23 protein-coding genes are annotated in these 20,617 nt (G+C 38.1%); all 23 read left to right on the forward strand.

Annotated elements, in window-relative coordinates:
• The first annotated feature begins 276 nt into the window (after nucleotides 1–276).
• The 23 genes from MHB65_RS02855 to MHB65_RS02965 all read left to right on the forward strand — a co-directional run bounded on the left by MHB65_RS02855 (nucleotide 277) and on the right by MHB65_RS02965 (nucleotide 20,558).
• Nucleotides 277–2,433: an EAL domain-containing protein gene (locus MHB65_RS02855; RefSeq protein ID WP_342442426.1), complete on the forward strand. Its 2,157-nt coding sequence runs from the start codon at nucleotides 277–279 to the stop codon at nucleotides 2,431–2,433.
• Between the two features lie 124 nt (nucleotides 2,434–2,557).
• Nucleotides 2,558–3,187: a uracil phosphoribosyltransferase gene (gene upp / locus MHB65_RS02860; RefSeq protein WP_008180557.1), complete on the forward strand. Its 630-nt coding sequence runs from the start codon at nucleotides 2,558–2,560 to the stop codon at nucleotides 3,185–3,187.
• Nucleotides 3,188–3,355: 168 nt separating this feature from the next.
• Complete coding sequence (gene wecB / locus MHB65_RS02865) at nucleotides 3,356–4,477, forward strand: UDP-N-acetylglucosamine 2-epimerase (non-hydrolyzing) (protein WP_342443691.1); 1,122 nt, start codon at nucleotides 3,356–3,358, stop codon at nucleotides 4,475–4,477.
• A 537-nt stretch (nucleotides 4,478–5,014) separates the two neighbouring features.
• Entirely contained in the window at nucleotides 5,015–5,386 is a 372-nt protein-coding gene (locus tag MHB65_RS02870; RefSeq protein ID WP_004269472.1) for an ATP synthase subunit I, read from the forward strand.
• A 36-nt stretch (nucleotides 5,387–5,422) separates the two neighbouring features.
• Nucleotides 5,423–6,133 carry a F0F1 ATP synthase subunit A gene (gene atpB, locus MHB65_RS02875; RefSeq protein WP_205446847.1) on the forward strand — a complete coding sequence of 237 codons (711 nt, stop codon included), beginning with the start codon at nucleotides 5,423–5,425 and terminating at the stop codon, nucleotides 6,131–6,133.
• 63 nt (nucleotides 6,134–6,196) lie between these two features.
• Nucleotides 6,197–6,421 (forward strand): F0F1 ATP synthase subunit C, encoded by a 225-nt coding sequence (atpE, locus tag MHB65_RS02880; RefSeq protein WP_004269474.1) that lies wholly within the window; start codon nucleotides 6,197–6,199, stop codon nucleotides 6,419–6,421.
• A gap of 172 nt (nucleotides 6,422–6,593) precedes the next feature.
• Nucleotides 6,594–7,115 carry a F0F1 ATP synthase subunit B gene (atpF, locus tag MHB65_RS02885; protein WP_205446849.1) on the forward strand — a complete coding sequence of 174 codons (522 nt, stop codon included), beginning with the start codon at nucleotides 6,594–6,596 and terminating at the stop codon, nucleotides 7,113–7,115.
• A complete protein-coding gene (locus MHB65_RS02890) occupies nucleotides 7,112–7,648 on the forward strand; it encodes a F0F1 ATP synthase subunit delta (RefSeq protein WP_205446851.1) in 537 nt (178 codons plus the stop codon). Before atpF ends, MHB65_RS02890 begins: the two co-directional genes overlap by 4 nt.
• 28 nt (nucleotides 7,649–7,676) lie before the next feature.
• Entirely contained in the window at nucleotides 7,677–9,185 is a 1,509-nt protein-coding gene (gene atpA, locus MHB65_RS02895) for a F0F1 ATP synthase subunit alpha (protein ID WP_036123620.1), read from the forward strand.
• Between the two features lie 47 nt (nucleotides 9,186–9,232).
• Entirely contained in the window at nucleotides 9,233–10,090 is an 858-nt protein-coding gene (gene atpG / locus MHB65_RS02900) for an ATP synthase F1 subunit gamma (protein ID WP_036123615.1), read from the forward strand.
• Between the two features lie 49 nt (nucleotides 10,091–10,139).
• Nucleotides 10,140–11,555, forward strand: coding sequence for a F0F1 ATP synthase subunit beta (gene atpD, locus MHB65_RS02905; protein WP_205446853.1), 1,416 nt, complete (start codon nucleotides 10,140–10,142; stop codon nucleotides 11,553–11,555).
• Between the two features lie 24 nt (nucleotides 11,556–11,579).
• Entirely contained in the window at nucleotides 11,580–11,987 is a 408-nt protein-coding gene (locus tag MHB65_RS02910; protein WP_205446855.1) for a F0F1 ATP synthase subunit epsilon, read from the forward strand.
• Nucleotides 11,988–12,068: 81 nt separating this feature from the next.
• Nucleotides 12,069–12,308, forward strand: a complete 240-nt coding sequence (locus MHB65_RS02915) for a DUF1146 family protein (protein ID WP_205446857.1) — start codon at nucleotides 12,069–12,071, stop codon at nucleotides 12,306–12,308.
• A gap of 495 nt (nucleotides 12,309–12,803) precedes the next feature.
• Nucleotides 12,804–14,114, forward strand: coding sequence for a UDP-N-acetylglucosamine 1-carboxyvinyltransferase (murA, locus tag MHB65_RS02920; RefSeq protein WP_205446861.1), 1,311 nt, complete (start codon nucleotides 12,804–12,806; stop codon nucleotides 14,112–14,114).
• Nucleotides 14,115–14,195: 81 nt separating this feature from the next.
• Nucleotides 14,196–15,134, forward strand: coding sequence for a stage II sporulation protein D (gene spoIID, locus MHB65_RS02925; RefSeq protein ID WP_342442427.1), 939 nt, complete (start codon nucleotides 14,196–14,198; stop codon nucleotides 15,132–15,134).
• A gap of 37 nt (nucleotides 15,135–15,171) precedes the next feature.
• Nucleotides 15,172–15,849: a M23 family metallopeptidase gene (locus tag MHB65_RS02930; RefSeq protein WP_205446863.1), complete on the forward strand. Its 678-nt coding sequence runs from the start codon at nucleotides 15,172–15,174 to the stop codon at nucleotides 15,847–15,849.
• Between the two features lie 156 nt (nucleotides 15,850–16,005).
• Nucleotides 16,006–16,266 (forward strand): sporulation transcriptional regulator SpoIIID, encoded by a 261-nt coding sequence (locus MHB65_RS02935; RefSeq protein ID WP_004269485.1) that lies wholly within the window; start codon nucleotides 16,006–16,008, stop codon nucleotides 16,264–16,266.
• Nucleotides 16,267–16,475: 209 nt separating this feature from the next.
• The gene (locus MHB65_RS02940) at nucleotides 16,476–17,471 is read left to right on the forward strand and encodes a rod shape-determining protein (protein ID WP_004269486.1); all 996 of its coding nucleotides are present in this window, start codon (nucleotides 16,476–16,478) and stop codon (nucleotides 17,469–17,471) included.
• A gap of 21 nt (nucleotides 17,472–17,492) precedes the next feature.
• Nucleotides 17,493–18,326 (forward strand): flagellar hook-basal body protein, encoded by an 834-nt coding sequence (locus MHB65_RS02945; RefSeq protein ID WP_205446864.1) that lies wholly within the window; start codon nucleotides 17,493–17,495, stop codon nucleotides 18,324–18,326.
• Nucleotides 18,327–18,350: 24 nt separating this feature from the next.
• Nucleotides 18,351–19,190, forward strand: coding sequence for a flagellar hook-basal body protein (locus MHB65_RS02950; protein ID WP_342442428.1), 840 nt, complete (start codon nucleotides 18,351–18,353; stop codon nucleotides 19,188–19,190).
• A gap of 47 nt (nucleotides 19,191–19,237) precedes the next feature.
• Nucleotides 19,238–19,528 carry a DNA-directed RNA polymerase subunit beta gene (locus tag MHB65_RS02955; protein ID WP_205446875.1) on the forward strand — a complete coding sequence of 97 codons (291 nt, stop codon included), beginning with the start codon at nucleotides 19,238–19,240 and terminating at the stop codon, nucleotides 19,526–19,528.
• Nucleotides 19,529–19,583: 55 nt separating this feature from the next.
• Nucleotides 19,584–20,027 (forward strand): 3-hydroxyacyl-ACP dehydratase FabZ, encoded by a 444-nt coding sequence (gene fabZ, locus MHB65_RS02960; RefSeq protein WP_205446885.1) that lies wholly within the window; start codon nucleotides 19,584–19,586, stop codon nucleotides 20,025–20,027.
• Nucleotides 20,028–20,174: 147 nt separating this feature from the next.
• Nucleotides 20,175–20,558: a hypothetical protein gene (locus MHB65_RS02965; protein WP_205446887.1), complete on the forward strand. Its 384-nt coding sequence runs from the start codon at nucleotides 20,175–20,177 to the stop codon at nucleotides 20,556–20,558.
• The last annotated feature ends 59 nt before the right edge of the window (nucleotides 20,559–20,617 follow it).

Genomic DNA, 20,617 nt, shown 5'->3' on the forward strand with positions numbered 1-20,617 from the left:
ATAGGGCTGTGTTTAAAGTACAAATTTTACTTTAAATACAGCTTTTTATTTTGTAAACGAAGGATTAAACTGTAAAAAACATCTTTTTTCTAATAAAGTAGAATAATCCCCTTATTTTTGAATAAATTTACATTAAATCGGTATAAAGGGATATATTATAGTAGGCAGAGGACAGATAGTGTCCTAGAAAAGAAGTTTTTTTTAATAAAAGTGAAAATTTAATTAAATTTTATGTACAATGGAAATGAGCTGAAGTGATAGAAAAGGAGGGGTTGGATGGTCACTAAATCGTTAAACACAGATTATGATGTATTATTAAACAGCATTCGCAAATTAGGGAATAATTCTAAAGAAAGCTACGTTATTTTTGATGCAACAAATCATCATTGCATATTAGAGTGTAATGATTCTTTTTGTATGCTTACGAATGCTTCACGCTCTCAAATTCTAAATACTAATTATTTTTCATGGCTATCTATGGACGAAAAAAAGACAACCATTGAAATGATTAAAGAAAAAATACATAACGGCATAATGGTGCAGGCAAAGCTAAATCATAACGGCATCAATAAACCTCCCTTTTGGGCAGAAATACAAGCACTACCATTTTGCAATGATGCAAATATAACGCAATTTGTTTTAGTATTTGTGAAGGATGTTACGTATTATCATACGGAAGACTTCTTAATGCGTCTAGAAAATGATATGTACAAGGCAATTGAGAAGGAGTTTACCTTCGAGCAGAAGATGAAGATTATTTGTAACGGTCTCGATGAATTTTTTATGCCAAATATTGCGAGTATGGTGCTCATAAAAACAGAAGTAAACCAATTACAAGTTTTCACAGGAGATAATCAAACAGAGAGCGTACCAAGATGTTGTGCAAACAATGAATTCTTTAATAAGGTTATGCAATCAGAAACGCCTACTTTCGTAGAGAATTTAGATGAAGTGAATATTCCTATAGAACATAAGCGATATGCTTCGCTAGCTAAAAAGCCGCATGGATGGTTTATACCTATACGCAATCAGCAGCGGCAAGTGATAGGTGTTTTTTCGATTTTTAGCCAAAAAACACAGAGTGACCAAACGTTTAAAAATATGTTTCGAAAAATGGGTGCACTTGTTGCATTGGCTTTTTCGTATGCAAGGACGCAGAAAAAAATTTGGGATTTAGCCTATACAGACATTACAACAGGTCTACCTAATCGTCACAGCTTTGTTAATACGATTGAACGAGAAGTCCAACGGGGACAAAGCGGCTTTATTAAAATATTAAAGCCTAGTGAATTTCATCAAGTAGTTGAACTGTATGGGCGTGAAATAGGTGATGAACTTTTAAGACAACTTGCCAAACGTCTCGAGCAAGACAAGTCGGAAAATAATGAATATGTTGCTAGATTTACGAGCTCTAGTTTGATTATGACTACAATGTCACTGAAAGAAAATTTACATGATTATGAGATGAGAATAAAAGAAACGATTCGCCAGCCTTTTATTATAGGAGGAAAGCAAATCTATATTACCTTAAAAACAGGAATTGCTTCATATAATGATGACACAAATATTAATGATGCGATCCGTTTTGCAGATAATGCGCTATCCTTTGCAATCGATAGACCAGGCACACATACCGAAATATTTACAACAGAGAAAAATGATGTGCTTGTACAGAAGATGACGGTTTTAAATCATTTGTCAGAGGCCATCAAAAATAAAGAAATTACAGTCCATTTACAGCCTAAAGTCGATTTACGCAATGGAGAAATTCAAAGTATTGAAGCACTTGCAAGGTGGATTTCTCCGAAACTAGGTTTTGTTTCACCAGCAGTCTTTATTCCCGTAGCAGAGAGTGCCGGTAAGGTTCGAGAAATTGATGTGCTTATTTTAGAGACGGTGCTCTCATGGCTTTCGGACCGACAAAGTTTGGGAAAGAAATTAGTGAAAATAGCAGTCAATATTTCACCCGATCATTTTTACTACACACACTTTGTTCAGGATACACTGAAACTTGTGCGGAAGTATAATATTGACCCTAGCTATATTATCTTAGAAGTGACAGAAAATATTGGTTTAGTAGATTTTCAATCTGCCTATAAAATAATTCAAGAGCTAAAGAGCTATGGCTTTAAAACGTCAGTAGATGATTTTGGAACAGGCTTTTCTTCGTTAAGCTATTTGCAACAACTACCGTTTGCTGAATTAAAAATTGATCGTAGCTTTATCAATGCTATTGAAGATCCCGCAACACTAGCTATTGTTCGCTCTATCATTCAGTTAGCATTAAATTTAGGGATGATTTCAGTGGCAGAGGGCATAGAAACGGAGGAACAGGTTGAAATTTTACGTGCGCTAGGCTGTACAGTAGGACAAGGATACTTCTATTTTAAGCCAATGCCAATTGAACAATTAGATATAATCCTGGATCAATAACTTATTTTTGACAAAAGAATAGATGATAAAAGGAGTCGTCCTAAATTTATTTTTGAGGCGACTCCTTTTTTCTGTTATACTAGTTGAGATAAAAATGAATCCGAACGGTGAGGAGAGAATCCCTTTGAGCAAAGTCTATGTATTTGATCATCCACTAATCCAACACAAATTAACTTATATTCGCGACAAGAACACAGGAACAAAAGAATTTCGTGAGCTAGTAGACGAAGTGGCAACACTTATGGCATTTGAAATTACACGCGATATGCCGGTAGAAGAAATTGAAATTGAAACACCTGTAACAATTGCAAAAACAAAAGTACTTTCTGGTAAAAAACTTGCGATTGTACCGATTCTACGTGCGGGTATCGGTATGGTAGATGGCGTATTAAAGCTTATCCCTGCTGCAAAAGTTGGTCATATTGGTCTTTATCGTGATCCAGAAACATTAAAGCCAGTTGAGTATTACGCAAAACTTCCTGCAGATGTTGAAGAACGCGATTTCATCATTGTAGATCCAATGCTTGCAACGGGTGGTTCTGCAGTGGAAGCAATCAATTCACTGAAAAAACGTGGAGCTAAAAACATTAAATTCATGTGCTTAATCGCTGCACCAGAGGGTGTAAAAGCTATTCAAGAAGAACATTCGGATGTAGATATTTACATTGCTGCACTTGATGAAAAATTAAACGATCATGGCTATATTGTACCAGGTTTAGGTGATGCGGGAGACCGCTTATTCGGTACAAAATAAAAATCAATACATGAAGTTTCCTCATTTAGGAAACTAATAACTTGTGAAAGCGTCCTTCAAATTGAAGGGCGTTTCATAGTATGTGTAGGTAAGTAATTCCTCTTGATTAGCATCAATGGGGAGGATTGACCTTTGCATACAATAACAAAAAGGACGGTGCAGATCGTTTTGACAAAGAAATGGAAAGTAATGACGATTTTTGGTACAAGACCAGAAGCAATTAAAATGGCTCCTCTTGTTTTGGAGTTGCAAAAGTATCCTGAGCAAATAGAATCCATTGTAACTGTAACAGCACAGCATCGCCAAATGCTCGATCAAGTACTAGAGACATTTAAAATTACACCAAACTATGACTTAAATATTATGAAGGATCGCCAAACATTAATCGATGTAACGACAAACGCATTACAAGGTTTAGATAAAGTAATGAAAGAAGCACAGCCAGATATCGTGTTGGTACATGGTGATACAGCGACGACTTTCATTGCTAGCTTGGCGGCGTTCTATAACCAAATTGCTATAGGGCATGTAGAAGCAGGACTTCGAACATGGAAAAAATATTCACCATATCCAGAGGAAATGAACCGTCAACTAACAGGTGTGATGGCTGATTTACATTTTGCGCCAACAGAAGTATCTAAAAAGAATCTTTTAGATGAGAATAAAAATTCTGAGACGATTTTTGTTACAGGTAATACTGCAATAGATGCATTAGCAACAACGGTCAGTGAACACTACACACATCCTGTATTAGATAAAATGGGTGAAGATCGCATGATTTTATTAACGGCACATCGTCGCGAAAATCTTGGTGAACCAATGCGCCATATGTTTAAAGCGATCACCAGAATCCTAGCAGAACATGAGGATGTTCAAGTTGTCTATCCAGTGCATATGAATCCAGCTGTGAGAGAAATTGCAAATGAAATTTTAGGGGATAATGAACGAGTGCATTTAATTGAGCCTCTTGAAGTATTTGATTTCCATAACTTTGCGGCAAATTCATATATGATCTTAACGGACTCAGGTGGTGTACAAGAAGAGGCTCCTTCATTAGGGAAGCCGGTGCTTGTTCTTAGAGATACGACAGAACGTCCAGAAGGGATTGCAGCAGGAACATTAAAGCTAGCAGGAACAGAAGAGGAAACGATTTACGCTTTAGCAAAAGAATTACTAACAGATAAAAGCGCCTATGAAGCAATGGCTAAAGCATCAAATCCATATGGCGATGGGCATGCATCTAAGCGTATTGTGGAGGCATTGCTAGGATTTTTACAAAAAACTAATTAATATACTATATTTTATATTAAAAATAAGTCTAATGTACCTATTGAAATGGGTAAGCTAATTTACGAGCATAATCTTGTCGTAAATTAGCTTTTTTTATGCGTGAGAAGGTTGTGAAATTTTGAAACTATGAAATTTCATACACAAATTTGTCAACAATTTGACAAGAGTATAGAGGCTGTGAAGTTTTTCTCCTTTACCAATTGACTTCAAATATCACCTATTGTATGCTTACAAAGGGTAAGAATGATAAGGGTTTCTGTTCATAAATAGGACGTTGAAACACTTGTTATATCAACTTTCTACTAAATTGACAGTTCAAAATAAAACTGTCGATTTGCAACGTTTTGTGCGTTTCGGTTTTTACCGAGTCGGTAAGGGGTGTAAGTTATTTTTTTGGGCATTTACACCTGTAATTGAAATGACTCTCCCATTACTATTCCGCTGTGAGTAGTGCTTTTCACTGCTCTTTTCTGATTTCACATAGTGGTCAGCAAACGTTTTCATTACTCGAAAAAATGATTCAGGAGATTACAACCAATGCTAGATTTGCATCACATTTTTGCTGTGCAGAAGAGGGCGTTATTTTTTTTGCTTGCACTCTGCGCATTAGGCTGGGGATTTACCCCCTATCAAACTGTTTTTGCGGGCATCGCAGTCGGTGCATTCTTTGGTACGTATAATTTTTGGATCTTAGTTCGTCGTATGGAGAAGTTTGACAGATCCATTAGTGAAGGGAAGAAAATAGGCTCACTTGGTACAGCGCTTCGCTTTGGATCAGGTGTTGCGGCAGTCGCAATAGCCATTTCGTTGCCAAACTATTTTCACTTAATTAGCACGGTTATAGGGCTAATGATTCCGTACGTTTTTCTCTTTGTCGAGAGAATTGTGTCACATGTAAGGAACCGCTAATGTGCTTTAAATTAGAAAGAGAGGTGAAAAATAACAATGAATCATGAAGCTCCGTTACTAGAAGTCGGTTTTTTAACATTTAACAAATCGACAGTTATGATGTTACTAGTTGCAGCAATTATCGTATTTTTAATTGCCTTTATTTCAACTAGAAGCCTAAAGTTAAAACCTACTGGTATGCAAAACTTTATGGAATGGATTATGGATTTCGTTAAGAATATTATTAAAAGCAACATGGACTGGAAAACTGGTGGACGATTCCACGTTCTAGCCATTACGCTAATTATGTTTATCGCAGTATCTAACTTATTAGGTCTTCCATTCTCTATCGTCTATGATCATGAGCTATGGTGGAAATCACCAACAGCTGATCCTACAGTTACGATGACGTTGGCAGCGATGATTTTAGTCTTAACGCAATACTATGGTGTTAAAATGAAGGGTACAGGTCATTATGTTGGTACATTCTTCAAACCAATGTCATTCATGTTCCCACTTAAAATAGTAGAAGAATTTGCAAACACATTAACATTAGGTTTACGTCTTTACGGTAACATTTACGCGGGTGAGATTTTACTTGGCTTACTTGCAGGTTTAGCATCATCAGGTGCTGTGGGATTCATCGGGGCAATCGTTCCTATGATGGCATGGCAAGGTTTCTCAATTTTCATCGGCTTTATCCAAGCCTTTATCTTCACAATGTTAACAATGGTTTACATGGCTCATAAAGTGAGCGATGACCATTAATATAAAGCATATATCCTATGCTTGAACAACAAATACAAACAATTCCAAGGAGGAAATTTTCAAATGACAGGTTCATTAGGTTTATTAGCAGCAGCAATCGCAATCGGTTTAGGTGCACTTGGTGCAGGTATTGGTAACGGTCTTATCGTATCAAAAACAGTAGAAGGTATCGCTCGCCAACCAGAAGCTCGTGGCGTTCTTCAAACTACAATGTTCATCGGGGTTGCATTAGTTGAAGCCCTACCGATCATCGCAGTAGTAGTAGCATTCATCGTAATGAACAAATAATTCAGTTGAACACTGAATTTTACTAGTGGCGAAGCAGGATTCACCAGATGAAACTTCGCCCTTCATTTTGGAACGGATAAAAGCTATGTGTAAATATAGCTTTTTAAAATAGGTAGTTTTTTAGTCATTAAATTATGTTGAAGTTAAAGCTCTTGAAGGGAGTGAAACAATCGTGTTTTTAGATAATCTTGTACTAGGTTCAGGCGGTGCTTCGTTTAATAGTGGAGATATCATCGCAACATTAGTTATTTTCATAGTATTAATGTTACTACTTAAGAAATTCGCTTGGGGTCCACTTATGGGCATCATGCAACAACGTGAAGAATTAGTAGCGAGTGAAATCGAAGCAGCTGAAAAAGCGCGCAAAGAATCGCACCAATTTTTAGAAGAACAAAAGAGCCTTCTTAAGGAAGCTCGTACAGAAGCACAATCGATTGTTGAGGGCGCTAAGAAGCAAGGCGAACTACAAAAAGAAGAAATTCTTACTGTAGCACGCAATGAAGCAAATCGCTTAAAAGAATCGGCTTTACGTGAAATTGAGTCTGAAAAAGAAAAAGCTATTGCAGCTGTACGTGATGAAGTCGTTTCATTATCTGTACTTGCAGCATCTAAAGTCCTTAGCAAAGAGATTTCTGAGGCAGACAACCGTGCTCTTATTGAAGAGACGATTGCGAAGGCAGGGGAAGCTCGATGAGTAATTCAACTGTAGCAAAACGTTACGCTCAAGCGCTTTTTGAATTAGCGCAACAAAAAAACAAGCTTACTGAAGTTGGAGCAGACTTAAACGAACTAACAAAAGTAATGAAAGAATCTCCGGATTTTTTAACGCTTTTAAGTGCGCCTAAGTTCTCCATCGAACGTAAAAAGCAAATGGTAGCTGACATTTTCACTGGTGCAACACCAGAAGTTTTGCACACAGTTCAACTTCTAGTTGAGAAAAAACGTGTAAACGAGATTAAGCTAATTGCTAATGCATATGCTGAGCTTGCTGCACAAGCACAAGGTATGGCAGATGCAACAGTATTTTCAACACGTGCACTTTCTGCAGAAGAAAGCGCTAATATTTCGACAGCGTTTGCGAAACTTGTTGGAAAACAAGCATTAAACATTACAAACGAAATCGATCCAACTTTACTTGGTGGTATTCGTGTTCAAATCGGTAACCATATTTATGACAGCTCAGTAGTTAACAAACTAGAGCGTCTAAAACGTGAATTAATCGGTTAATAATTTAGAAATGTGAGAGGTGACATACATGGGCATCAAGGCTGAAGAAATCAGCAGTCTGATTAAACAACAGATTGAGAATTATGAATCTGAACTTAAAGTAAGCGAAGTTGGTACAGTTATCCGTATTGGTGACGGTATCGCTCTTGCTCATGGCCTCGACAACGCCATGGCTGGAGAGCTTTTAGAGTTCTCTAATGGTGTTATGGGTATGGCTCAAAACCTAGAAGAAGGTAACGTTGGTATCGTAATCTTAGGTCCATACACTGACATCAAAGAAGGCGATGAAGTTCGTCGTACAGGTCGTATCATGGAAGTACCAGTTGGTGAAGAACTAATTGGTCGTGTTGTAAACCCACTTGGTCAACCAGTGGATGGACAAGGTCCTATCAACGCTACAAAATCTCGTCCAATTGAAAGTCCAGCTTTCGGTGTAATGGCTCGTAAATCAGTGCACGAACCACTACAAACTGGTATTAAAGCGATTGACGCATTAGTGCCAATCGGTCGTGGTCAACGTGAGTTAATCATCGGTGACCGTCAAGTAGGTAAAACATCTGTAGCAATCGATACAATCTTAAACCAAAATGGTGAAAACATGATTTGTATCTATGTTGCAATCGGTCAAAAAGAATCTACTGTACGTGGTGTTGTTGAAACTTTACGTAAACACGGTGCTTTAGATTATACAATCGTTGTAACTGCAGCAGCATCTCAACCTGCTCCATTATTATACTTAGCACCATTTGCTGGTGTTTCTATGGCAGAAGAATTCATGTTACAAGGTAAACACGTTTTAATCGTGTATGATGATCTTTCTAAACAAGCATCAGCTTACCGTGAACTTTCACTTCTTTTACGCCGTCCTCCAGGTCGTGAAGCATACCCTGGTGATGTATTCTACTTACACAGCCGTTTACTTGAACGTGCTGCGAAGTTAAATGAAACTTACAACTGTGGTTCTATCACAGCTCTTCCATTCGTAGAGACACAAGCTGGGGATATCTCTGCATACATCCCAACTAACGTAATCTCAATTACTGATGGTCAAATCTTCTTACAATCTGACTTATTCAACTCAGGTGTACGTCCAGCGATTAACGCAGGTCTTTCTGTATCACGTGTAGGTGGATCAGCTCAAATTAAAGCAATGAAAAAAGTTGCGGGTACACTACGTCTTGACTTAGCTGCATTCCGTGAGCTTGAATCATTTGCTCAATTCGGTTCAGATTTAGATAAAATTACACTTGCTAAACTTGAGCGTGGTAAACGTACGGTTGAAGTGCTTAAACAAGACCTAAACAAACCACTTAAAGTTGAAAAACAAGTTGCGATCCTTTATGCATTAACTAAAGGTCATTTAGATGATATCCCAGTACAAGATATCGTTCGTTTCGAAAATGAATTCTTAAGCTGGTTAGATTCAAACCACACTAACGTTCTAGATCATGTTCGTACTACAAAAGAGCTTGCTCCTGATGCGGATTATGAAGCAGCAATCAATGCATTCAAGAAAACTTTCGCTAAATCAGAATAAGTTCTAGCTAGTCACTTGATTAAAAAACAAAAGGTGGTGAAATACCAGTGGTAAACTTACGCGAAATAAAAGGTCGTATTAATTCAACAAAGAGTACGAAACAAATTACGAAAGCGATGCAGATGGTTTCTTCTTCCAAGTTACGTCGTGCAGAGCAAAATGCTAAAGCTTACGTTCCTTATATGGAAAAAATCCAAGACGTAGTAGGCGCGATTGCAGCAGGTACAAAAGACAGTGGACATCCAATGTTAACTGCTCGTCCTGTAAAGAAAACAGCTTACTTAGTCATTGGTTCTGACCGTGGTCTAGCAGGTGCTTACAACTCAAGCATCCTACGTCAAGTACAACGTACAATCAACGAGCGTCATAAATCAAAAGACGAATACGTGATTTTAGCAGTAGGTCGTGTTGTTCGTGATTACTTTGTGAAACGTGATCATAATGTCATCAGCAGTGTTGTTGCTCTTCCTGACCAACCTACATTCGCTGATATTAAAGAAATCGCTCGTAATGCTGTTGGTATGTTCATTGACGGTACGTATGATGAGCTTTATATGTACTATAATCACTTTGTCAGCGCAATTGCTAACGAAGTGACAGAGAAAAAACTTCTTCCATTAACAGATATCGCACCTGTAAACAGTAAAGCTTCTTATGAATTTGAACCATCTGGTGAAGCAATTCTTGAAGTATTACTTCCACAATACGCGGAAAGCTTAGTTTATGGCGCATTATTAGATGGAAAAGCAAGTGAACATGCTTCTCGTATGACTGCTATGAAAAATGCAACTGATAATGCATCTGATCTTATTGCAGATCTTTCATTGCAATATAACCGTGCACGTCAAGCAGCGATTACACAAGAAATTACAGAAATCGTTGGTGGAGCTGCAGCCTTAGAATAGGCTCAGCTCACCAATGTCGTATAAGAATACGATAGGAGGGTACACAGTAATGAATAAAGGACATGTTATTCAAGTAATGGGTCCAGTTGTCGACGTAAAATTCGAGAACGGCCAATTACCAGCAATCTATAACTCATTAACAGTTAAGATTGAACGTCCTAATGAAGATCCAACAATTCTTGCATTAGAAGTTGCACTTCATTTAGGTGATGATTCTGTTCGTACAATTGCAATGTCATCTACTGATGGCTTACAACGTGGAGCAGAAGTAACAGACTTAGGAAAAGCTATCTCAGTACCAGTTGGTGAAGTGACACTAGGTCGTGTATTCAACGTACTTGGAGAAGTAATTGACTTAGGTGAAGAGATTCCAGCTGATGCTCGTCGTGATTCAATTCACCGCGAAGCGCCATCTTTCGATGAACTTTCAACTACAGTTGAAATTCTTGAAACAGGTATCAAAGTAGTAGACTTATTAGCACCTTATATTAAAGGTGGTAAAATCGGTCTATTCGGTGGTGCCGGTGTAGGTAAAACAGTATTAATCCAAGAATTAATCAATAACATCGCACAAGAGCACTCAGGTATCTCTGTATTCGCTGGTGTAGGTGAGCGTACTCGTGAAGGGAACGACTTATTCTTCGAGATGAGCGATTCAGGCGTTATCAAGCAAACAGCGATGGTATTCGGTCAAATGAACGAGCCTCCTGGTGCGCGTATGCGTGTAGCTTTAACGGGTCTTACAATGGCTGAATACTTCCGTGATGAGCAAGGCGCTGACGTACTTTTATTCATCGACAATATCTTCCGTTTCACACAAGCAGGTTCTGAGGTTTCTGCCCTATTAGGTCGTATGCCTTCTGCGGTAGGTTACCAACCAACACTTGCAACTGAAATGGGTAAACTACAAGAGCGTATCACATCTACGAACAAAGGATCTGTAACTTCTATCCAAGCGATCTATGTACCAGCCGATGACTATACTGACCCGGCTCCAGCTACAACTTTCGCCCACTTAGATGCAACTACTAACCTTGAGCGTAAATTATCAGAAATGGGTATCTACCCTGCGGTTGACCCATTAGCTTCGACTTCTCGTGCATTATCACCTGAAATCGTAGGCGCTGAGCACTATGCAATTGCTACTGGTGTACAACGTACAATCCAACGTTACCGTGAATTACAAGATATCATTGCAATCTTAGGTATGGATGAATTATCTGATGAAGATAAACAAACAGTAGAACGTGCTCGTCGTATTCAATTCTTCTTATCACAAAACTTCCACGTAGCGGAACAATTCACTGGTCAAAAAGGTTCTTATGTACCTGTAAAAGAAACTGTTCGTTCATTCAAGGAAATCCTTGATGGCAAATGGGATCACCTACCAGAAGATGCTTTCCGTCTAGTTGGTTCTATTGATGAAGTAGTTGAAAAAGCGAAAAGCATGGGCGTAGAGGTTTAATACTAGGGACGAGGAGGAAAAAATATGAAGACAGTTCTAGTCAATATTGTCACTCCCGACGGCCCAGTATACGATTCTGAAGTATCAATGGTAATCGCCAAAACAACTTCAGGAGAAATCGGTGTTCTTGCAGGCCATATTCCAATGGTTGCTCCACTTGCAATTGGTGCAGTGAAGCTTAAAAAAGAAAACGGTTCGACTGATATTGTTGCTGTAAGTGGTGGTTTCATTGAAGTTCGTCCAGATAAAATCTCAATTTTAGCGCCGTCTGCTGAAATTGCTGAAAACATCGATGTTCAACGTGCTAAAGAAGCCGTTAAACGTGCTGAAGGACGTCTTCAAAGTAAACAAGACAACATTGATTTCAAACGTGCTGACCTAGCATTAAAACGTGCGTTGAATCGTATCAACGTTCATGAGGGTAATATCTAATTCATTTTTAACGGGCAGATATAGCATCTGCCCGTTTTTTAAGGTGAATCAACATATTGAAGGTGAAAAGGAGGATGCCGCATGGAACTATATGAGGCGATAGGACAAGAAGCTTTATTGGGAATATTATCGCATCTATTTTTTATTGCTATAACTTTTTACGCATTACAAGCTTTTATGATTGAAAAATTATTTAAAAAGAATCGAGTTTTTCAAATTCAGCTCATATATATTTTACTTAGTATTGCGATAGGCTCAGCAGTATCGAATTTCTTTCTCCAAATATCTAACTGGTCAGGCAAACTTCCATATTTATTTTAAAGAATTCACTTCTATCTTCAATAAATTTATGTGCCTACATACTTCAAAGGACTTTATAATACCATTTGTGTGGCCCTTTGAACTATGTAAAAAGACTGATCAACGCTGGATCAGAAATCTAATTGCGCTAACACATTAGATTCTTATAAATTCTACGCTATTAGCTGTTGAGATACCCATTGAGAGATGGGCTATAATGGGCATCCACCACATCACTTTTTATAGAAAAAGAAGTGAAAAGTTGTTTTTTATTCATATATCTTTGGGTATGTATTAGAAGCGAACGGGTTATTGGTCATTCACAAAAAAAAATTGGCAGCGTACAATAAATAAATAGCAAAATATCTAATAATGGCTTAAAATAGTGATTTGGACGCTTGAACGAGCGTTAGAAAAGTTGTACTATAGAGTTGTTTGTTTACTGATTATGACATTATACTTCTTTTTAAAATAAAAATTCGATAGGTTAATAGATTGAATTCGGAGGGACATAGGGTGGATAAAATAATAGTGACTGGCGGCCAAAAACTACAGGGAAAAGTTCGTGTAGAGGGCGCAAAAAATGCAGTGTTACCAATCCTTGCAGCAGCTTTACTTGCTTCAAAAGGAGAAAATGTAATTAAAGAAGTCCCTAATTTAGCAGACGTCTTTACAATAAATGAAGTACTTAAAAGTTTAAACGCAGCAGTTACATATATACCTGAAGATAATGCCGTATATATAGATGCAACAAAAGAACTTTCAAGTGAAGCTCAATTTGAATTTGTTAGTAAAATGCGTGCATCCATTTTAGTAATGGGTTCTCTACTTGCTCGTAATGGCTATGCTCGTGTGGCACTACCTGGAGGCTGTGCAATCGGTTCGCGCCCAATTGAATTACACTTAAAAGGCTTTGAAGCAATGGGTGCAAAAATTTCATTTGGCCATGGCTATGTAGAGGCGAAGACAGAAGGTCGCTTAAAAGGGGCTAATGTGTATTTAGACTTCCCAAGTGTTGGGGCAACTGAAAATATTATGACAGCTGCATCTTTAGCTGAAGGGACAACTGTAATTGAAAATGCTGCGAAAGAGCCTGAAATCGTGGATCTTGCAAACTTCATCAATAGTATGGGTGGCCGTGTAATCGGTGCGGGGACAAATACGATTCGTATCGAAGGAGTCGATACATTATACGGAGTAGAACATCATATTATTCCTGACCGTATTGAAGCTGGTACATTTATGGTAGCAGCAGCTATTACTAGAGGAGATGTAGTGATTGAAAATGCAGTTCCTGAGCATATGACTGCTTTAATTGCTAAAATGCGTGAGATGGGCGTAGAAATTACAGAGTTGGATGAAGGAATCCGTGTACGAGTTCCTCAAACGCTAAAAGCAGTTGATATCAAAACGATGCCACATCCTGGTTTCCCAACAGATATGCAATCGCAAATGATGGCTTTAATGCTTACTGCCGAAGGTACGAGTATTATTACAGAAACAGTGTTTGAAAACCGTTTTATGCATGTTGAGGAGTTCCGTCGCATGAATGCCGGTGCTAAAATAGAGGGACGTTCTGTGTTTATCGAGGGGCCTGTGGATCTTCAGGGAGCTGAAGTAATGGCAACGGATTTACGAGCTGCGGCTGCATTAATTTTAGCAGGTCTTGTATCTGAAGGAATGACACGTGTTACTAAACTTCATCATTTAGATCGTGGTTATGTTGATTTCCATGGCAAATTAGCATCTCTTGGTGCTAATATTGAACGTATTACAGAAGAAGTAGTGACAATTGAAGATATAACAGTTGAATTGCCTACAAACTAAATAGATTTCAAAACCCTTTGCTTTTTAAGCAGAGGGTTTTTGTTTTCTCATAACTAAAAGAAATCTAGCATATTATTCCTTATGAAAAAATGGATGATTAGTATAGGTGTCATTTGCTTGATTGGGGCATTATATATGCTTCCTATAGTAGGGCTTAGTGAAAGGCAAGAAGCTGTCAAATCTCCAGCTAGTGATGAGAATGCTTGTGAAATATTTATAGAAGTGGAGGGACAAGAAGAAAAAATCCCTTTGGAAACGTATATTACAGGAGTAGTTGCTGCGGAAATGCCCGTTTCTTTTAAAAAAGAGGCACTGAAGGCACAAGCGATTGCAGCACGCACATATGCGTTGAAAACGACAAATTACGGTAAAAATACGATTGCTCCAACTGTGGCAAAGCAAGTCTTCTATGATGAAGAGCAAAGAAAGGCGAATTGGGCTAGCAATTTCCTGGGAAATGAAAAGAAAATTGTCGAAGCTATCAATGAAACACAAGGACAAGTTATTCTTTATAATAATGAATTAATTACAGCTATGTTCCATTCAACAAGTAACGGTAAAACAGAAAGTGCTTATGGTTATGGTGGAAATGAAATTCCATATTTGCAAAGTGTTGCAAGTATATCCGATCAAACATCTCCAAAGTTTGAGTCTGAGCAAGAGTGGACATTAGCGCAATGGAATAAGCTCTGGCCTATACAATGGCAACCTAGTGATTTTAATCGTATCCAGTTATTTTATAATGACTCTGGGCGAGTAGAGCGTTTACAGTTGGGGAATAATGTCTGGACGGGGAGAGAGGTAAGGACCCTCCTTGGTATTCCATCAACTGATTTTACCATTGTCTTTGATACCAATAAAAGAAAGGTTCAAGTGAGAACTCAGGGCTATGGCCATGGGGTAGGCATGAGTCAATATGGAGCGGAGGCAATGGCAAATGAAGGGAAAACAGCTGCCGAAATTTTACACTATTATTATCAAGATATTGAAATAAAAAAAATAGATGCATGTTTAAAATAACTTCTAGTTGTTCACACTGCAACTAGAGGTGATGAAAATGAGAGAGGATAAAAATAACAAAACTTCTCAAAACCAAGATCCAAATCAAAAGGAAAATGGCCAATTACAAAAGAAACCGTGGTTTTGGCCAGTAGTTTACACAGGTGGTGCACTCGTTCTAGCAGGATTATTATTTGGTTACAATAGTCTCGTATCAAAAGTAGAAGAGGCTCCTTTACCAGATTTAGCTGAAGTAGATCCTGGTCCTGTAGTAGAAACAAATGCACGAACTGAAAACATGATGTATCCATTCAAAGAAGAGAACTTTAGTAAAGTACAAGTCTTACAAGAATTTTACGAGTTAGAGGCAAATGAAGAGTCTCGTGAAAATGCACTAATGGTATTTAATCAAACATTTACTACATCTTCTGGAATCTCTATTGCTATGAATGGTGAAGAATTTGAAGTACTAGCTGCTATGAGTGGTAAAGTACTAGAGGTAAAACTAGACGCATTTACAGGCAATAAGATCGTGATCGAGCATCCAAATGGTATGCAAACACATTATAGCTCTGTAAAAGATATCGCTGTTAAAGAAGGCGATGAGGTTACACAAGGTCAAGCATTAGGTAAAGCGACTGACAACGAGTGGAATCAAGCGGCTGGCGTCCACATGCATTTCGAAATTCTTGAAAACGGAAAATATATCAATCCGAAAAAATTACTAGCTTTTTAATGAGAAAAGCTAGTAACGCATAAAAAGTCAGCATTTTATCAAGAAAATGCAAAATGTGTTCTGAATAGCTTTGTCCCCACATAAGGTGAAGAAATGCGCAAATGTGCATCTGATTGCCAAAGCATTTTGTGAAATTGTGTGGAAAGGACGAAGAACGTGCATGAGCACATTCGGAAGCGCTGCATACGCCTCGGTGAATTACTGATTGAGACGCGTGAGACTGTGCGTGTCCTCGCGAAAATGACTGGTTATTCAAAAAGTACGGTGCACAAGGATTTAACAGAGCGATTACCAACAATTCATGAAGGATTAGCTGACCAAGTGAAAGAAATACTCGCCTACCATAAGGCCGTACGTCATATTCGTGGAGGAGAAGCAACGAAAAACAAGTGGAAAGAAAGAGCGAGTCAAGAATGATTCGTTCTTTTTTGTTGTGCTGGACAAGAATAATTGATGATTTCTAAGGAATAGTAATTCTATATTATAGCCGTTCACAACCTAAAAAGAAAACAGTCTTATTCACTAAATTTAGGTGAAATTACCAATAGAATATGATAAAATATTCTAGATAAAGAGATAAAATGAACGTTATGTAGTTGGAACTGGCGGGAAGGAGAAATTATAGAATGTTTTCGAAAGATATTGGCATTGACTTAGGGACTGCGAACGTATTAATCCACGTTAAAGGGAAAGGGATCGTCCTCAATGAACCATCTGTTGTGGCGATCGATAAAAAGACAAATAAAGTATTAGCGGTAGGGGAAGAAGCCCGCCAAATGGTAGGGAGAACGCCAGGTAATATCACAGCTATTCGCCCACTAAGAGATGGAGTCATTGCAGATTTTGATGTGACAGAGGCGATGTTAAGACATTTCATCAATAAACTAAATGTAAAAGGATTTTTGGCGAAGCCACGCATTTTAATTTGCTGTCCGACGAATATTACGAGTGTTGAACAAAAGGCAATCCGTGAAGCGGCTGAAAAATCAGGTGGTAAAAAAGTATATTTAGAGGAAGAGCCAAAGGTAGCAGCAATCGGTGCTGGAATGGACATCTTCCAACCAAGTGGAAATATGGTAGTCGATATCGGTGGCGGAACAACAGATATCGCCGTTCTATCAATGGGTGATATCGTAACAAGTGAATCCATTAAAGTAGCAGGCGATGTGTTTGATAACGATATTTTGCAATATATTAAAAAAGAATATAAATTGCTAATTGGTGAACGTACTGCCGAGGCAATCAAAATGACAATTGGTACAGTTTTCAAAGGTAGTCGTAATGATACAATGGATATTCGTGGACGTGATATGGTAACAGGCTTACCACGTACAATTACAATTGAGTCTGAGGAAATTGAACGTGCACTACACGAATCAGTAGCGATGATTGTCCAATCAGCTAAAAATGTCTTAGAAAAAACACCACCTGAACTATCAGCTGATATCATTGATCGTGGAGTGATTATTACTGGTGGTGGTGCATTGTTACATGGGATGGATCAGCTATTAATAGAAGAGTTAAAGGTACCTGTATTCATTGCAGAGAGACCTATGGATTGTGTAGCCATTGGTACAGGTATCATGCTTGAAAATATAGATCGTGTTCCAGCATCCTTATAAAATTAAAATGAGGTGATTTCTTTGTTTAAAGGATTTTATACAGTTGCAACAGGTATGATCACGCAACAAAGAAGAACAGAATTACTTACCAATAATTTATCAAATGCGAATACACCAGGATTTAAGGCAGATCAATCTACCATTCGCTCGTTCCCAGACATGTTAATGTCTAGCATTGGAAAAACAAATGCACCTGCTCACCAACAAGCCGGCGCTGATTATATGAGTCAAGTAGGAGCTTTAAATACAGGGACATATTTACAAGAAACATTGCCTAATTACATACAGGGCCAAATCTATAACACTGATTTTACAACAGATATGGCATTGATTGATGGAAACTTACCACAAAATGAAGATGGTGTTACTGGTTCAATTTTCTTCCGACTAGAGCATCCTAATGGTGGTGAGGCGTACACACGTAATGGTAATTTCACGCTAGATGGTCAAGGCTATTTAGTTAACGGTCAAGGATTATACGTACTAAACGATGCGGGCCAACGTATCCAGCTACCAAATGATGATTTTCGTTTGGATGAAAGTGGCGCTATCTTTGTAAATGATCAACAAGTAGCTCGTGTTGGTGTATCATTCGCTGAAAATCCGAACATGCTACAAAAACAGGATAATGGCCTTATTCGTACAGCAAATGGTGAGAACTTGCCAACAGCCTATGGAGCGAATGGTGTTTCCTTTACACTACGTCAAAACTATTTAGAAGGTTCAAACGTAGATTCTAGTCGCACAATGACAGATTTAATGACAGCCTATCGTGCATTTGAAGCAAACCAAAAAGTATTGCAAGCTTATGATCGTAGCATGGAAAAAGCTGTGAATGAAATCGGAAAAATTTAATGGGCGAACAGGAGGCTTTTATCAATGCTACGTACAATGATTACAGCAACAAACACAATGGGTCAATTACAAAACAAACTTGATACAATTAGTAATAACATTGCTAACAGTAATACAACGGGCTATAAAGCAAAGGAAGCATCCTTTAATGAACTACTTTATCAGCAGTTTAATAATGATAAGCAGGATCGTGCTGAGCGTCAAACTCCTGTTGGTATTCGTTATGGAACGGGTGCAATGGTTGGGCAAATTAAATCCAATGAAAAGCAAGGTTCATTACAAACAACGAATCGTAATTTAGACTTAGCTTTCACAAAAGCGAAACAATATTTCAATATTTTAATGCCAGATGGTGAAAATGGAACAGAAACAGTGTATACTCGACAAGGTGACTTTTATTTATCTCCATTAAACAATGGAACAGTCATGCTCGTAACAGCAGAGGGATACCCTGTAGCCAATGCTGCAGGACAAGCTATTACATTACCGGATACTGTTCAAAAGTTTGCCGTTCGAGATGGTGGTGTATTAGAAGCATCTTATCCAAATGGGGATGTCATTCGTACGGATTTAGCTGTAACAGAATTCCAAAAGCCGCAATTAATGGAGCATGTTGCTGGTTCTTATATGGGATTACCTAATAATTTAGCTGAACTTGGCTATACACAGGCGGAAGTTCTAACAGAGCTTGTGGGAGCGAACCGTCAGCAAATTGGCATGCAAAGTGGTACACTAGAAATGTCCAATGTTAACCTCTCGAAAGAAATGACAGAACTCATTCAAACACAACGTTCTTATCAATTCAACGCAAGAGCGGTTACATTAGCAGATCAAATGCTTGGACTAATTAATGGCATTCGATAAGAAGTCATCCAAAACCGCATAGTAAGGAATGAAGAGGAGTACAATCTATGACAAACGATTCACGTCGACGTTCTGTGCCGACACAAGAAACCGATACGCAACCGCAACCAGAAAAGAAAGAACGCCGCTCGACTGGAGAGCAACGCGAGGTTCGATGGGTGCAAATCCGACTGATTCCGATTTGGTTACGCATTGTAATTGTTCTCATCTTAGTCGTTGTTGCCGCATCATTAGGCGCAATGTTTGGCTTTAGCGTTATTGGAGAAGGCAATGCTATGGATATTTTTAAAAGAGAAACATGGCAGCATATATTTGATATTATGAATGGTAAAGAATAACATTATTCTTTACCTTACTTTGTGTATACATACTTAATTTTGAGGGGGAAATGACATGTTAACAGCAGAACAAATTCAAGCAATTTTACCACACCGCTATCCATTTTTATTCGTAGATCGCATCGTTGAATTAGAAGAAGGGAAACGTGCTGTAGGTTTAAAAAACGTTTCAATCAACGAAGATTTTTTTAATGGGCACTTCCCAGGTTACCCTGTTATGCCAGGTGTGTTAATTGTGGAAGCTTTAGCTCAAGTAGGTGGAGTGGCTTTATTAAATGCAGAAGAATTTAAGGGCCGTTTAGCATTTTTAACGGGTGTTGACAATTGTCGTTTCAAACGTCAAGTAGTACCTGGCGACCAACTTAAATTGGAAGTAGAGTTTGTAAAACTTCGTGGCGTAATGGGTAAAGGTCATGGTGTAGCAACAGTAGATGGAGAACTTGTATGTGAAGCCGATATTCTATTTGCAATTGGGCCTGAACAGCCTAAACAAGCTTAATTTGCATTTGTAGACCAAAAGATATAAAATAGATAAAGTCAAGTCAAAAATTGATTAGTAGGTTATTAAATTGCGATGGCAAATAAGCGATTGTGAATTGAAATAGATGTAATTTTCAGGTTTTACGAATGTAGGAGGATTATTAAGATGTATAAGGAATTGTCTTCAGGTATTAAAATTAGCATTACTCGTTCGATTTCAACATCTTTTGAAACATACTTAGCAAGTATTGGTTGGGATGAAGAGCGCTTTTCCATGGAAGACTTCATTGCAAGCTGGCAGACTTATTTTCAGGAGAATGCCGCATGGATCGAAAAAATCCCTGCTGATACATTGATGAGTGCACAGTTTCATGAAGAAATGGCACAAAAAATCGATGAGGTTATTGCCAAAATTTTAAATGAAGAACCAACGGCGCAGCAAATCGAAACAATCGAAACATTGCAAAAAGAGCTAGGCACAAACTATAGCTACGACTGTAAAGCAGAAGCAGCATATATTGAACAATTATTAAAAGAAAAACAAAAATAGTTTGTACAAAAATCGGATAGTTCCCTCCTTTCCCGGGCAATCTATGTAGGATCACAAAT

This window comes from Lysinibacillus sp. FSL K6-0075 (assembly GCF_038592945.1).
In the GTDB taxonomy this organism is placed as follows: domain Bacteria; phylum Bacillota; class Bacilli; order Bacillales_A; family Planococcaceae; genus Lysinibacillus; species Lysinibacillus fusiformis_F.